Genomic DNA, 12,522 nt, shown 5'->3' with positions numbered 1-12,522 from the left:
TGCCTTGGGTGTTTCCTGCCGGTTAGAGCAATTCCAGGAAAAGTGGAAACCGGTTTTCCGTCCGGAATTGCGCCAAAACAATGAGTTAGACCAGTTCATCGATTCCGGGAAACGATGAAATGGTCTAGGCGGCCTGTGTCCGTTCCGCATAAAGATGGCAGTCGACATGGCCCTTCGTATCCGAAACATGCGGCGGCGGCACCGTCTTGCAGATGTCGCGGACCGCCGCACAGCGCGGGTGGAAGTGACAGCCGCTCGGCGGCGCTATGGGGTTCGGATAGGAGGCGCCGAGATGCGTGTCGGGGACGGACATCGACGGGTCGGGCGTCAGTACCGACGCCAACAGCGCCTTGGTATAGGGATGTCGCGGCTCGGCGAAAAGATCAGCCGCCGGTGCCTCCTCGACGATCCTGCCCAGATACATCACCGCCACTCGCGTCGCCAGATGCTCGACCACCGCCAGGTTGTGGCTGATGAAGAGATAGGTAAGTGACAGCTCCTCACGCAGATCGCCAAGAAGATTGAGGATCTGCGACTGCACCGAGACGTCGAGCGCGGAGGTCGGCTCGTCGCAGATGACGATCTCCGGCTTCATCACCAGCGCGCGGGCGATGGCGACACGCTGGCGCTGGCCGCCGGAAAGCTGGTTCGGATAGCCCCGGCGCACGCGTTGCGGCAGGCCGACCAGATCGAGCATCTTGGAGACCGCCTGCGCGCGGCCGGCGCTGTCGCCCACCTTGTGGACCACGAGCGGCAGGGCGATGATGTCCTCGATGCTCTTGCGCGGGTTGAGCGAGGAATAGGGGTCCTGGAAGATGGGCTGGATGCGCCGGGCGAGAAGCGTGCGATCCTGACCGGCGGCCTCGATGCCGTCCACCATCACCCGGCCGGATGTCGGCGCTTCCAGGCCGAGGAGAATTTTCGCCAGCGTGGACTTGCCGCATCCCGATTCGCCGACAAGGCCGAGCACGTCCTTTTTGCGGATGCGCAGGTCGACGCCGCCCACGGCCTGAAGCGGCTTCGGCCTGGAGAACAGACCCTGCTTGACGCGGTAGGTCTTGGTGACGCCGGCAAGCTCCAGCACCGGCGGGGAAGAGCCAGCGGCGCTCATGCGGGCACCCTTTCCGTATCAGAATGAATGCAGCGCCACGCATGGCCGCCTTGCGTCCGGTGGATCGGGACCGGCTTCGCGCAGGCACTTTCGGCAAGATCGCAGCGCGTGCGGAAGGCGCAGCCCTCCACCTTGCCGATGAGCGAGGGGACGATGCCGGGGATGGAGCCCAGATGCTCGCCTGGCTTCGTTCGGCCAGGCACGGGGATGCAGCGCAGGAGGCCTTGCGTATAGGGGTGGCTGGGATGTTCGAAAATCTCCTTGGCCGTCCCCTGCTCGACCACCTCGCCCGCATACATCACCGCCACCTTGTCGGCCACGCGGGCGACGACGCCGAGGTCGTGCGTGACGAGGATCATCGCCATGTTCATCTCCCGCTGCAGATCGACAAGCAGGCGCAGGATCTGCGCCTGGATGGTGACGTCGAGCGCCGTGGTCGGCTCGTCCGCGATGACCAGCTCCGGCTCGCACATGAGCGCCATGGCGATCATCACGCGCTGGCGCAAGCCGCCCGAAAGCTGGTGCGGATATTGGGAGAGGCGGCTTTCCGCGGCGGTAATGCCCACCTTGCCCAGAAGCTCCACCGCCCGAGCGCGGGCCTCGGCCTTGCTGACCCGCCGGTGCAGAAGCAAAGCCTCCGCCAGCTGGTCGCCGATCGTATAGGCCGGGTTCAGCGAGGTCATCGGCTCCTGGAAGATCATCGCCATGCGGTTGCCGCGCAGCTGGCGCATCGCGCTCGCCGGCTGGCCCTGCAGTTCCGTGCCGCGGAAGGCGAGCTTGCGGGCCGCGCATTCGAGCCGCTTGGGAAGCAGGCCCATGACCGCAAGTGAGGTAAGCGACTTGCCGCTGCCCGACTCGCCGACAATGCACAGCGTTTCGCCGCGATTGAGCTCGAAATCGATCCCGCGCACGGCGTGGAGCGTGCCCTGCGCCAAGGGGATGTCGATCGTCAGGCCCTCGACGGCGAGAATCGGTTCTTCGCTCACCCCGCCCTCCTAACTTCTGTTTTCCGGCGCGGTGATGTCGCGCAGCCCGTCGCCCAGGAGATTGATGGCAAGGACGAGGATGAAGAGGGCAACGCCCGGAATGGCGATCACCCACGGTTCGAAGAGCATCATCTGCTTGCCTTCCGAGATCATCAGCCCCCAGGAGGGCGTCGGCGGCTGGACGCCGAGGCCCAGGAAGGAGAGGGCGGCCTCGAGCAGGATCGCATGCGCCATCTCCAGCGTCATGACCACGATCAGGTTGTTGAGGATGTTGGGCATGATCTCGGAAAGGATGATGCGCCGCGTCGAGCAGCCGATGGCCTTCGCCGCATTCACGTATTCAAGGCCGCGGACCTGCAGCGTCGAGGAGCGCATGACGACGGCGAAGCGATCCCACAGGAGAAAGCCCAAGACGACGATCACCACCTGCAGCGAGCCGCCCAGCACGGCAACGACGGCGAGCGCCACGAGCACGACAGGCATCGCAAGCCGGACATTGACGAGGAAGGTGACGACGAGATCGACCCGGCCGCCGAAATAACCCGCCGCCACGCCCATCGTGGTGCCGATGAGGCCGGAAATGAAAGCCGCGATCAGGCCGATGGCGAGCGAGATGCGCGCGCCGTAGAGCAGGCGGGCGAGGTAGTCGCGCCCCAGGTGATCGGTTCCCAGGAGATGGTTGGGATCGCTGCCTTCCATCCAGAATGGAGGCTTCATCCGCGCCACCAGGCTCTGGGCATAGGGATCGTGACCGGCGAGCAGCGGCGCCAGGATGGCGAGCGCGACGATGATGAGAAGGGCCGTCACGCCGAAGAGCAGGCCGTAATGGCCGAAGACGCGCCGGCGCAGGATGGCGGCGGGGCTCGGCCCCTGGATCTCCTCTGCCAATGTATCGATGTCGCGGGCCATCTCAGCCAACCCTTATGCGCGGGTCGAGCCAGGCGTTGGCAAGGTCCGACAGGAAGGTGAAGACGATGTAGAAACCGGCGAAGACGAGGATCAGGGCCTGCACGGTGGGCAGGTCGTTCCTGCCGATGGATTCCCATGCCAGGTAGCCGGCGCCGTGCAGCGCGAAGATCGATTCCACCACGATGGACCCGCCCAGCATGAAGCCCATCTGGACGGCGGCAAGGCTCACCACCGGAACCACCGCGTTGCGCAGCGCATGCTTGAACATCACGCGCCATTCTCCGGCGCCCTTGGCGCGCGCCGTGCGGATATAGTCGGCGTTGAGCACCTCCAGCATGCCGGCGCGCGTAAGCCGCATGATCGCCGGCATCGCATAATAGCCGAGCACGACCGTGGGCATGATGAAGTTCCTCCAGCTGCCGGAGCCGGAAGGCGGCAGCCAGTTGAGCTGGATCGAAAAGATGACGATCAGCACCAGGCCGAACCAGAAGCTCGGCAGCGCCTGCCCCATGACCGAGATGAAGAGCGCCGTCCGGTCGATGAAGGAGTTGGGGCGCACGGCCGCGGCGACACCGAGCGGAATCGCCGTCACAAGCGCGAAGGATATGCCGCAGACGCCGAGCAGCATGGTGATGGAGAGCCTGTCGGCGATGAGCTGCGAGACCGGCAGCTTGAAGTAGTAGCTCTGGCCGAAGTCGCCTTGAAGGGCATTGAACAGCCAATCCCCATATTGCACCAGGAAAGGCCGATCGAAGCCGTAGAGCCTGCGGAGCGCCTCGATATCGGCCGATGTCGCCGATTCGCCCGCCATCGCGGAGGCCGGATCGCCGGACAGATAAAGAAGGCTGAAGCTGACGGCCGAGACGGTCAGCGCCACGAGCACGGCAAGCCCCAGCCTTTTCAACGCGAAAGTCAGCATCATCGCTCCCCGGAAAGGAACGGCGGGCCGGACGTTGCTGTCCGGCCCGCCCTCGATCCTATCGCCAGCTTACCTGGAAGAAGCGGACAACCTCATCGGCGGAGGGGGTGAAGTCCACCTCTTCCGTGGAGACGTAGTTCACGTTGTAGGAGAAGAGCGGAGCCCAGTAGGCCTCGTCGGCGATTTTCTTCAGCGCCTTCGCGTAGAATTCCTTGCGCACCTCGAGATCGACCGAGGTGTCGGCCGTCTCGAGCCAGTCCCGCAACTCCTCGTCGCGGGCGAAATCCTCGCCGCCGAACTTGAAGAACTGGCTGGTGATGGCCGAGACGTCGTTGATCGAATAGGAGCCCCAGGTCTGGAAGGAGAGGCTGGTCTGGCCGTTGGTGCGCAGGTCGCGCAGCGCGGAGTATTGGAGGAACTTGAGATTTGCCTTAATGCCCACTTCCGCAAGATAAGCGAGCATCGCCTCGGCATATTCGCGCTCGCGGTAGGCGTAGAAGTCGACCGAGAAGCCGTCGGGGTAACCCGCTTCCGCCAGCAGCGCCCTCGCTTTTTCGGGGTCGTAATCGTAGGTCGCAACGTCCTGCGCGCAGCCGAACTGGCTTGGGAAGCAGGCGGAGTTCACGATCTTGGATTTGCCCTTCAGAAGGTTGTCGACGATGGCCTGGCGGTCGATCGCATGGTTGATCGCCTGCCGCACGGCGCGCTTCGTCATCGGGTTGTCGGCGCCGCTGCGGCCGGCCGCGTCCATCTCCAGATAGCCGATGCGCATGGTGCTTTCGTTGACGACGTTGAAGCGCCCCATGGCCTCCAGCTTCTCCGCCTGGTCCGACGGGACGCCCCAGACGAAATCGAGGCCGCCGCTGAACAGCTCCGCGAGCTGCGTGTTCACATCCGGTATGGTGCGGATGTCGACGGTGCCGATCGTGGCCTCGCCCTTGGGACTGTCGTGATAGTCCTCGTATTTCTTGAGCACGAAATGCTTGCCGGGCTCGACGCTTTCCACCCTGTAGGGGCCCGTGCCGACGGGCTTGAGGCCCATGCCGGCGGGGCCGACCTCGGCATAATACTCGTTCGGGTAGATGGAAACGGGACCGGCCAGATATTCGAGCGCGGCCGGGAAGGGGCCGTTGGTGACGATCTGCACCGTGTACTTGTCGACCTTCAGCGCTTCCTTCATCCAGTTGACGTTGCGCTGGGTAACAACGCCGTTCGCCGGATCGGCAACGAAATTGACCGTGTAGACGACGTCATCCGCGTCGAACTCTTCGCCATTGTGGAACTTGACGCCTTCGCGCAGCTTCAGTTCCAGCGTGGTGTCGTCCACCCACTCCCAGGACGTGGCGAGGTTCCCCTTGTACTCCCCGGTCTCCGGGTCGCTGAAGAGAAGCCCGTCCCAAATGGAGCGCTGCAGGATGACGCCCTCGCGGGCGGAATTGAAATAGCTGTCGACCGATTCCAGCTCCTTCGTAAAGGGAACACTCAAGGTGTCGCTGGCCTTGTCGGCTATCGCGCTGCCGCTCGCCATCGATGCGGCCAGGGCGACTGAGCTCAGAAGAAGAAATGGTTTCATTTGTTCCAAACCGGCGCGCATGCAGCCGGCCCCTCTGTTTGATCCCCAACTCTTATTATATATTAATACGGAAAACCGTATTATGGTTGATCGTATTGGGGTGATTTATGCTTGTCAAGAAACGTGCCGCCTGCGACTGGCTGAAGCGGCAGGCTCTGGGGGAGAGGAGCGGGGATGTCTAAAGGAAAACAGGATACGCTGTTCGTCGGCTCGCTCGAGAAGGGGATGCGCATCCTGGGCGTTTTCGACGAGCGGCGCACCGAGTTGGGCCTGACCGAGATCGCCGAGGCGGCCGGCCTCGACAAGAGCGCCGCGCAAAGGCTGACCAACACGCTGCACAAGGTCGGCTACCTGAACAAGGACCCGGAAACCAGGCGCTACAGCCCGTCCCTGAAATATCTGGAGCTGGCCAACGCCTATCTGTGGTCGGACCCGCTGGTGCAGCTCGCCATGCCGAAGATGATCGAACTCGGCCGCAAGCTCGGCGAGCGGGTGAACGCGGCGCGGCTCGACGGCAGCGAGATCGTCTATGTGATCCGCATCCCCACGCAGCTTACCAGCTTCGGCGCAATGGTCGTCGGGCGCCGGCTGCCGGCGCTGACCACCTCCAGCGGCCGCGCGATGATCGCCTGCTTCAGCGCCGATGCCCGCAAGCGGGCGGTCGAGACATGGCCGATCGTCCAGGCGACGCCGCGCACGACGCTCGACCGGTCGAAGGTCGCCGCGGCCATCGAGCAGGCCGCCAGAGACGGGTACGGACTGACGGAAAGCGAGAACATCATGAACGAGATCGGCATTGCCGCGCCGATCCTTTCCGGCGATGGCCGACCGGTGGCCGCCGTGCAATGCTCCATTTCCGCGCTTCGGTGGGACATCGCGAGGGTGCGGGGCGAGATCGCGCCGCATCTGATCGAGGTGGCGAATTCCATCCACCTGCCGAAGCAGCGATGACCTCCAAGAGCAATTCCTGAAAACTGAACCCCATTTTCCGTCAGGAATTGCGACAAATCAAAGGATAGGATCGGCAAGTGGGACAGAGATTAGGTCGAGGCAATATCGTCTCGATCTGGTACTCTCTATGGCAGAGGTGCCATTCTGGAACAGGCATCGGCCAGTATGGGTGGCATTACACTTGCACAGGTCTTTCGGTGACTGGTTCACATCGAAAGGCGGAACGATGAAGATGACCGTGCAACCAGGAAAGCGTCCCGGCCTGCCGAAGGCTCTGTTCAACCGCGATCTCCGTACGAGCGATATCGAGGTCGATGAGACCGGCGTCGTGACCCTGACATTCGTCGGCGACGACATCTATACGCCGAGGGCGACACAGCGGTTTTCGATCACACTCGGTCAAAACGAGATCGAAATGATGGTAGAGGCGATGGGGCTGGACTTCGGGCGCTGATCGGATGTCGAGTGACACGCTATTTCCCCTGGCTCGATCGACCCATTCACGCCGAAGGTTGGAACGTCTGGGTCGCAGGACAAAGCAGCCGTTAGTGGACGGGTAGGTTGAAACCGCGCCGGGCGGTCGGGATGTCCGGCGCGGGTTGGGCGCTGGTATACGCCCAGCGGCATTCAGCCGGGCACCATCCGTTCGAATTTCTGCACGGCGGGATCAATCGCATCCCACGCGTGGCCGCGGATGCTGTATGTGAGCGCTTGCGGGTTGAATTGGCCAGGGTCGTCAAGGCTGGTTGCGTGGATCGCTATCAATTCCGGCATTGCCGCAAATGTCAGGTAGACCGGTGTTCCGCATGTAGGGCAGAAGGCATGGATCTTGTCATTCCCGCTATCCGCGACGACGCTCCATTGTGACGCCGTGCCGGTAATTCTCACGTCGGCTCGCTGCGGGAAGGTCAGATAAGACCCGTGCCCGGTACCGCTTCGCTTCTGGCAATCCCTGCATTGGCAGTGGTTCTCGAAGATGGGTTCGCTGCTCGTTTCATAACGGATGGCGCCGCAGGCGCAGCCGCCTTTATAGGTCTTCCCGCTCATTGGGCTCTCCTCATTTCCTGATGTGTTGGTGTGCGGTTCAAAGGCCCAGTCCCTGACCTGTTTCAAGGAAGGACTTCATGCTGGACAAGACGTGCGGCCAACCCTTGCTGATGCCGTTCAGCATGCCGCTGCCGGGCTGCAGGTCGTCATGGGCGACGGTCAGCTTGACCAAGTCGCCCTGCGGTTCGATGTCGAAGGTGACACGGCTGTATTGGTCGGGATCGTCCTTTTGGCTCTCGTTCGCCCAGCTGATGACGAGCCGCTTCGGCGGATCGCTTTCGATGACTTCGCCCACCAGATCGACCGTGCGCGCCTCATCGGTGCGGATATGCTGCCATCCGGAGCCGGGCCGCCAATCCTTCGAGACGTTCTCGTGGCCCCAGTAGCGACGGGCCATTTCCGGCCGCGTGATCGCTTCGAACACCTTTTCGGGCGTCGTGCGGATATAGGTGACGTAGACGAAACTGGCTGATTTGTCGGTCATGTCTTGTTCCTTTCAAGTTCCTGCTTGAGGTCGTGGAGAAGGCTCAGGCGCCCTTCCTCGAACTTGCGGATCCAGCGCTCGTAGACCTCGTAGAGCGGGACCGGATTGATGAAGTGCAGCTTCTGGCGCCCGCGGCGCACCGTGCTGATGAGATTGGCTTGTTCCAGGAGGCCAAGATGCTGGGTCACGGATTGGCGTTTCATGTCCATGGTCTCGCAGAGCTGCCCGAGCGTCTGACCGTTCCTCTCGCAAAGACGGTCGAGCAGCATCCTGCGGCCGGGATCGGCCAGGGCCTTGAACACCTTGTCGTCATCCATCGGTGCCTCCCTACGCGACAAGAGGCATATACGCAGGTATTTGCCTGCATGTCAACATGTGCAGGTAAATACCTGCATAACTGCGGATGCCGTGAGAACGATTGAAGGGAACTTTATCCTGGCGATCGCCGAGGGTTGGAACATCTGGGTCGCGGACGAAGCCGCTGTTCGCCGAATGCCGCTTCCGGGATTGGACCGAAACGGTCGGTTGTTAGACGAGACGGCGCCTTGTAGATTGGACGCATGGCGCTCAAACGGATGGACCTACGGCTGCACGACAAGTGAAACCACCAGCGCGATCAGCCCCACGCTGGTGACGACAGCCCGTGCAACGTGCGAATATTCCCATCGATCTCGCAGTTCCGTCCACTCCGGTTTCCTGGCCTCGCGCTTCGAGCCTACCCCAAAGAAGGTGGCGCCGGATGCGCTGACCGACTGCCCCTCCATCCAGTGCTTGTTAACAGGGTGAACCGCCAGCCAGTAAGTCGCTACGGTGAAGAGCATGGCCAGAAGCGCGATCAGCACAAGCCAGAAGGCGACCGTTCCCGCCGGTGTCAGGAAGAGCAAAAGAGCGGTCGCGATTATGCCCAAGGGTTCGGCCGCACCGCCGATGGTAAAGCCGGGATAATAGATACGCTGCACAGCGCGATAGGTATCCTTATCGAGCCGCATTTTGCCTGGAAGCTCAAGAGCGTGAGCGACAGATAGCGCTGCGGGCAATGCAACGATAACGACGGTCAACACTTGTAGCAGATCAAGCATCTGAGCCCTGGTTTCTGTTTAACGTGCAGGCCGAGGCCTACTTTCAGCCGGAACGCTGCCGAAGTGGCAATGTTCCGTCGTGAGCGGCCTGACCTTCCCCCACACAATGCCCGTTGGCACCCTGAAGCGCACGCGCCGATAGCCGCAGCCTGTTGCCATTCGGCGCGGATATCGATAATTTTTGCCAAATGGCATTAATTCGCCTATATATGCCCTTGAAGGAGAGCGTGATGGCCGTTTTGCAACCGATCGATACCGCCGCACCGGAGTTCGTCCCCGCGCCGATCACCGATGCGGAAGCGGCGGCGATGTTCCGGGCCGCGGTCAACCTCTTCGCCCGGTGGGGGCTGAGCGATGAGCAGGCGAGCCTGCTGCTCGATCTGTCGGTGCGCACCTACCGGCGCTGGAAGGCCGGCGAGATCGGCCGCATCGATCGTGACGGCAAGGCGCGGCTGTCGAACCTGATGGGCATCCACAAGGCGCTGCGCATCATCTTCCGCGAACCGCAGCGCGCCTATCAATGGGTGGCCAAGCCGAACGCCGCCTTCGGCGGCCGCTCCGCGCTCGACATCATGCTGGGCGGCGAACTCACCGATCTGATGCGCGTGCGCCGCTATCTCGACGCCGAGCGGGGCAGCTGGTGAGCGCGGCTGCGCTTCCACCCGTCTCCCGCGTTTTCTGGAAAGGGGCGGTGCGGATCGTCCGCAGCGTCTTTCCACCCATAGACCTGTTCGAGGATATCGCCGACCCGGCTGATTGGCCGCTCATCCTCTCGGCCGAGCAGAAGACCAATCCGCGCCTGATGGAATCGATCGGCAATCTCGACCTCGTGCCGCCGGCCCGCCGCGTCGCCGGCCCCGGCGCGTCCTACCTGATGGCGCCCTTCGTCCATGTCAGCCCCGACCGGCCGAGCCGCTTCAGCGCCGGCCGTTTCGGCGTGCTCTACGCGGGCCGCCGCTTCGAGACCGCCCTGTTCGAGACCATCCACCACCACGGCCGCTTCATGGCGGCGACGGGCGAGCCGCCCGGCTGGACCTCGCAGTTCCGCGAAATCGTGCTCGACGTGGACGCGAACCTCAACGACCTGCGCGGCGAGGCCGGGCAATGGGCGCCGGCGCTCGATCCCGAAGACTATGGCGCCGCCCAGGCACTGGCCGCCACGCTCCACGCGGAAGGTTCAGACGGCATCGCCTATCCGAGCGTCCGTCACGCCGGCGGCGAATGCGCCGGCCTTTTCTATCCCGACTGTGCATCAATCCCCGTGCAGGGCCGGCACCTCGACTACCATTGGAACGGCAACCGCGTCGACCTCTACCGCGACGCCGGCAGCGGGCAGGTTTTCCGGATTCTGTGAAAATTCACTCCTCCAGCCAGGCAAGATATCCGGCCGCCGAGCGGTTGCGCAGTTGATCGGGGTCAGGTTCCTCGACAGCGCCTTGCGCGGCGCTCTCGAAGACCGCCCGCAGGCGGTCGGCGACGATCTCGGCATGGCCGGCGGCGAGGTTGCAGGGGTCGAGCTGGATGTAGCCGAGCTCCGCCTCGTGGTCGCGGACGATGACGGCCGGTCTTTCCCCTGCCAGCGCCACGCCGATGGCCATGGCGCTCGCGCCCGCCATCTCGCGGTCGACGGAGATTTTGAGCCGGTCGAGGGGGTTGCCCGTCGGGTCGGGCACGATTTCTGCCCTGACGCCGGCAAGTCCGGCGAGTGCCTTCTGCCACAGGGCAAGCGCCTCCGCTTCCCGGCGGCGGATCCCGTCATGGTCGCGCGCCGCCCACGCTTTCAGTGCGGCAATCGTGCCGAAGATGCTTTCCTTGCCGACCTTCATGCCGCGGCCGATGCCGAGGTTCTGCAGATACGCGGCGCGGACGAGGTCGCGCCGGCCGGCGACGATGCCCGCCGTCGGCCCGCCGAGGAACTTGTGGGCGGAATAGATGACGAGATCGGCTCCCTCGCGCAGGAACCGGCGGAGATCGTATTCGGACGCCGCGTCGACGATCACGGGGACACCGGTGGCATGGCAAAGCTCGGCGAAGCGGGGAAGGGGCATCTGCCCGTATTCGACGACGTGATGCGAGACCACGTAGAGGCCGCAGGCCGTATTATCGCTCAAGGCGGCCTCAAGCTGATGGTCGAGCACATGGGTCGACTGGCCGAAGGCCACCAGCCGTGCGCCGGCAAGCTCGGCCGCCTGGCCGACGGGGGCGCCGTAGTTGCACAGATGGCCGAGCTGGACGACCGCCTCGCACTTCTCGCCCGGCCGCCGTGGCAGAAGCTCCGCCCGCCCGGCATCCATGCCGGTGATCGTCGCAGCGATCGAGAGCGAGATGCCGGCCGAGGCCGAGGCCGTTATGAAGCCGGCCTCCGCACCGGTGGCCTCGGTGATGGTGTCGCTCGCCATGCGCTGCAACTCGTGCATTGAAACGAAGCGCGGCAGAATTCCGGCGACCGCTTCCACCGCCTGCGGCACGGCGATGGAGGCGCCGAGCGAGGTCATGGTGCCGGAGACGTTGATGACCGGCGTCAGCCCGGATTTCTCGTAGAAAGACCAGTCGGCGTGGCTATCGGAAGACATGGACATGGTTTCCATCTTGTGATTTGTGGCCTATCTCCATAATCATGGAATAGGCTCCATTAATTCAGGACATGCTAGAGTGGACAAGGCGGTAGAGGACAGAAACATTCGGGAAAAAGCCGCGAAGGCGCCGCGTTCGCGCGTCAGCGGCATCGAGCGTTCCATCCAGATTCTCGACGCGCTGACCGAGAAGGGTGTGCCGGCGAGCGCCTACGACATCGCCAAGTCTGTCAAGGCGCCGATGTCGACCGTCTATTCCATCGTCGATGAGCTCACCGCGCGCCGCATGCTGACCAAAGTGGAAGGCGGGCTGATCTGGCTCGGGCCGCGGCTTCTTCGCTACGGCCTTGCCTATCAGGCCAAGGTCGATCTTCTGGTCGAGGCCAAACGCGAGATGGTGCGGCTGTGCGCCGCCATCGGCGAGACGGTGCAGATCTGCAGCCGCGACGAGGGCATGATGGTGGTCACCGCCATGGCCGACGGCGACAGTCATTTCCGCATCTCTTCCGATGTCGGCACCAGGGTCCCGGTCAACTGGACGGCCTCCGGCCGGCTGCTTCTCGGGCATTTGCCGCTGAAGGAACGTCGTGCGGCCTTCGAGCGCTATTCGCAGCCCTCGCCGACCGGCCGGGCGGAGCTTGATGCGGTGCGGCTGGCCGAGCAGGCGGGTGAGGATTTCCAGAACCGGCTGGCCGTGCAGCTTGGCGCTTCGGAGTTCTCCGTCGCCTGCATCGCCTCGCCGATCCGCGATGCGGCCGGCACCTGTGCCGCGACCATCTCCATCGTGCTGGCGGAGGAAAAGGCGCGGCGGAAGCTCGATTTCTACGCCGATCAGGTCAAGGCCTCCGCCGCTGCGGTCGAAAACGCCCTCGGGCATACGGCCGGCTGAA

At 63.6% G+C, this 12,522-nt stretch carries 15 protein-coding genes; 5 read left to right on the top strand and 10 right to left on the bottom strand.

The annotated features are described in order from the left end of the window. Positions 1 to 124: 124 nt before the first annotated feature. Genes GPJ75_RS01720 through GPJ75_RS01700 form a run of 5 tightly spaced genes read right to left on the bottom strand, consistent with a single transcriptional unit; the run spans position 125 to position 5,498 of the window. A complete protein-coding gene (locus tag GPJ75_RS01720) occupies positions 125 to 1,111 on the bottom strand; it encodes an ABC transporter ATP-binding protein (RefSeq protein ID WP_163264453.1) in 987 nt (328 codons plus the stop codon). Further along, the gene (locus tag GPJ75_RS01715; protein ID WP_163264451.1) at positions 1,108 to 2,097 is read right to left on the bottom strand and encodes an ABC transporter ATP-binding protein; all 990 of its coding nucleotides are present in this window, start codon (positions 2,095 to 2,097) and stop codon (positions 1,108 to 1,110) included. Before GPJ75_RS01715 ends, GPJ75_RS01720 begins: the two co-directional genes overlap by 4 nt. Positions 2,098 to 2,106: 9 nt before the next feature. Next, complete coding sequence (locus tag GPJ75_RS01710; protein ID WP_163264449.1) at positions 2,107 to 3,006, bottom strand: ABC transporter permease; 900 nt, start codon at positions 3,004 to 3,006, stop codon at positions 2,107 to 2,109. Between the two features lies 1 nt (position 3,007). Then, positions 3,008 to 3,925 carry an ABC transporter permease gene (locus tag GPJ75_RS01705; RefSeq protein WP_163264447.1) on the bottom strand — a complete coding sequence of 306 codons (918 nt, stop codon included), beginning with the start codon at positions 3,923 to 3,925 and terminating at the stop codon, positions 3,008 to 3,010. Positions 3,926 to 3,983: 58 nt separating this feature from the next. After that, entirely contained in the window at positions 3,984 to 5,498 is a 1,515-nt protein-coding gene (locus tag GPJ75_RS01700) for an ABC transporter substrate-binding protein (RefSeq protein WP_163264445.1), read from the bottom strand. A 174-nt stretch (positions 5,499 to 5,672) separates the two neighbouring features. Here GPJ75_RS01700 and GPJ75_RS01695 point away from each other — a divergent pair, with 174 nt between their 5' ends. Continuing rightward, positions 5,673 to 6,449: an IclR family transcriptional regulator gene (locus GPJ75_RS01695; RefSeq protein ID WP_163264443.1), complete on the top strand. Its 777-nt coding sequence runs from the start codon at positions 5,673 to 5,675 to the stop codon at positions 6,447 to 6,449. A 226-nt stretch (positions 6,450 to 6,675) separates the two neighbouring features. Continuing rightward, entirely contained in the window at positions 6,676 to 6,903 is a 228-nt protein-coding gene (locus GPJ75_RS01690; RefSeq protein WP_163264441.1) for a hypothetical protein, read from the top strand. Positions 6,904 to 7,076: 173 nt separating this feature from the next. Here the strand turns inward: GPJ75_RS01690 and GPJ75_RS01685 are convergent, their stop codons facing one another. The 4 genes from GPJ75_RS01685 to GPJ75_RS01670 all read right to left on the bottom strand — a co-directional run bounded on the left by GPJ75_RS01685 (position 7,077) and on the right by GPJ75_RS01670 (position 8,969). Continuing rightward, complete coding sequence (locus tag GPJ75_RS01685) at positions 7,077 to 7,496, bottom strand: GFA family protein (protein ID WP_163264439.1); 420 nt, start codon at positions 7,494 to 7,496, stop codon at positions 7,077 to 7,079. Positions 7,497 to 7,533: 37 nt separating this feature from the next. Further along, a complete protein-coding gene (locus GPJ75_RS01680; RefSeq protein ID WP_163264437.1) occupies positions 7,534 to 7,980 on the bottom strand; it encodes an SRPBCC family protein in 447 nt (148 codons plus the stop codon). Continuing rightward, positions 7,977 to 8,297 (bottom strand): ArsR/SmtB family transcription factor, encoded by a 321-nt coding sequence (locus GPJ75_RS01675; protein WP_163264435.1) that lies wholly within the window; start codon positions 8,295 to 8,297, stop codon positions 7,977 to 7,979. Before GPJ75_RS01675 ends, GPJ75_RS01680 begins: the two co-directional genes overlap by 4 nt. 264 nt (positions 8,298 to 8,561) lie before the next feature. Further along, positions 8,562 to 8,969, bottom strand: a complete 408-nt coding sequence (locus GPJ75_RS01670) for an anthrone oxygenase family protein (RefSeq protein ID WP_246248868.1) — start codon at positions 8,967 to 8,969, stop codon at positions 8,562 to 8,564. A 320-nt stretch (positions 8,970 to 9,289) separates the two neighbouring features. Here GPJ75_RS01670 and GPJ75_RS01665 point away from each other — a divergent pair, with 320 nt between their 5' ends. Beyond that, positions 9,290 to 9,703: an MbcA/ParS/Xre antitoxin family protein gene (locus tag GPJ75_RS01665; RefSeq protein ID WP_163264431.1), complete on the top strand. Its 414-nt coding sequence runs from the start codon at positions 9,290 to 9,292 to the stop codon at positions 9,701 to 9,703. Further along, complete coding sequence (locus GPJ75_RS01660) at positions 9,700 to 10,413, top strand: RES family NAD+ phosphorylase (RefSeq protein ID WP_205602456.1); 714 nt, start codon at positions 9,700 to 9,702, stop codon at positions 10,411 to 10,413. Before GPJ75_RS01665 ends, GPJ75_RS01660 begins: the two co-directional genes overlap by 4 nt. Before the next feature lie 4 nt (positions 10,414 to 10,417). Here GPJ75_RS01660 and GPJ75_RS01655 read toward each other — a convergent pair whose 3' ends face one another. Continuing rightward, positions 10,418 to 11,638 carry an aminotransferase class V-fold PLP-dependent enzyme gene (locus GPJ75_RS01655; protein WP_425483101.1) on the bottom strand — a complete coding sequence of 407 codons (1,221 nt, stop codon included), beginning with the start codon at positions 11,636 to 11,638 and terminating at the stop codon, positions 10,418 to 10,420. 73 nt (positions 11,639 to 11,711) lie between these two features. On the opposite strand from GPJ75_RS01655, the gene GPJ75_RS01650 reads away from it, so the two are divergent. Continuing rightward, positions 11,712 to 12,521 carry an IclR family transcriptional regulator gene (locus GPJ75_RS01650; RefSeq protein ID WP_246248867.1) on the top strand — a complete coding sequence of 270 codons (810 nt, stop codon included), beginning with the start codon at positions 11,712 to 11,714 and terminating at the stop codon, positions 12,519 to 12,521. The last annotated feature ends 1 nt before the right edge of the window (position 12,522 follow it).

The sequence above is a fragment of the Chelativorans alearensis genome, assembly GCF_010993735.1.
Lineage (GTDB): Bacteria > Pseudomonadota > Alphaproteobacteria > Rhizobiales > Rhizobiaceae > Chelativorans > Chelativorans alearense.
Note: the sequence above shows the minus strand (reverse complement) of the source record. Positions and strands in the feature narration are given on the sequence as shown.

Coding starts and splice junctions, on each gene's coding strand:
- GPJ75_RS01720 (WP_163264453.1), bottom strand. CDS start 1,111: ATGAGCGCCGCTGGCTCTTCCCCGCCGGTGCTGGAGCTTGCCGGCGTC.
- GPJ75_RS01710 (WP_163264449.1), bottom strand. CDS start 3,006: ATGGCCCGCGACATCGATACATTGGCAGAGGAGATCCAGGGGCCGAGC.
- GPJ75_RS01705 (WP_163264447.1), bottom strand. CDS start 3,925: ATGCTGACTTTCGCGTTGAAAAGGCTGGGGCTTGCCGTGCTCGTGGCG.
- GPJ75_RS01700 (WP_163264445.1), bottom strand. CDS start 5,498: ATGAAACCATTTCTTCTTCTGAGCTCAGTCGCCCTGGCCGCATCGATG.
- GPJ75_RS01695 (WP_163264443.1), top strand. CDS start 5,673: ATGTCTAAAGGAAAACAGGATACGCTGTTCGTCGGCTCGCTCGAGAAG.
- GPJ75_RS01690 (WP_163264441.1), top strand. CDS start 6,676: ATGAAGATGACCGTGCAACCAGGAAAGCGTCCCGGCCTGCCGAAGGCT.
- GPJ75_RS01685 (WP_163264439.1), bottom strand. CDS start 7,496: ATGAGCGGGAAGACCTATAAAGGCGGCTGCGCCTGCGGCGCCATCCGT.
- GPJ75_RS01680 (WP_163264437.1), bottom strand. CDS start 7,980: ATGACCGACAAATCAGCCAGTTTCGTCTACGTCACCTATATCCGCACG.
- GPJ75_RS01675 (WP_163264435.1), bottom strand. CDS start 8,297: ATGGATGACGACAAGGTGTTCAAGGCCCTGGCCGATCCCGGCCGCAGG.
- GPJ75_RS01670 (WP_246248868.1), bottom strand. CDS start 8,969: ATGCGGCTCGATAAGGATACCTATCGCGCTGTGCAGCGTATCTATTAT.
- GPJ75_RS01665 (WP_163264431.1), top strand. CDS start 9,290: ATGGCCGTTTTGCAACCGATCGATACCGCCGCACCGGAGTTCGTCCCC.
- GPJ75_RS01655 (WP_425483101.1), bottom strand. CDS start 11,638: ATGTCCATGTCTTCCGATAGCCACGCCGACTGGTCTTTCTACGAGAAA.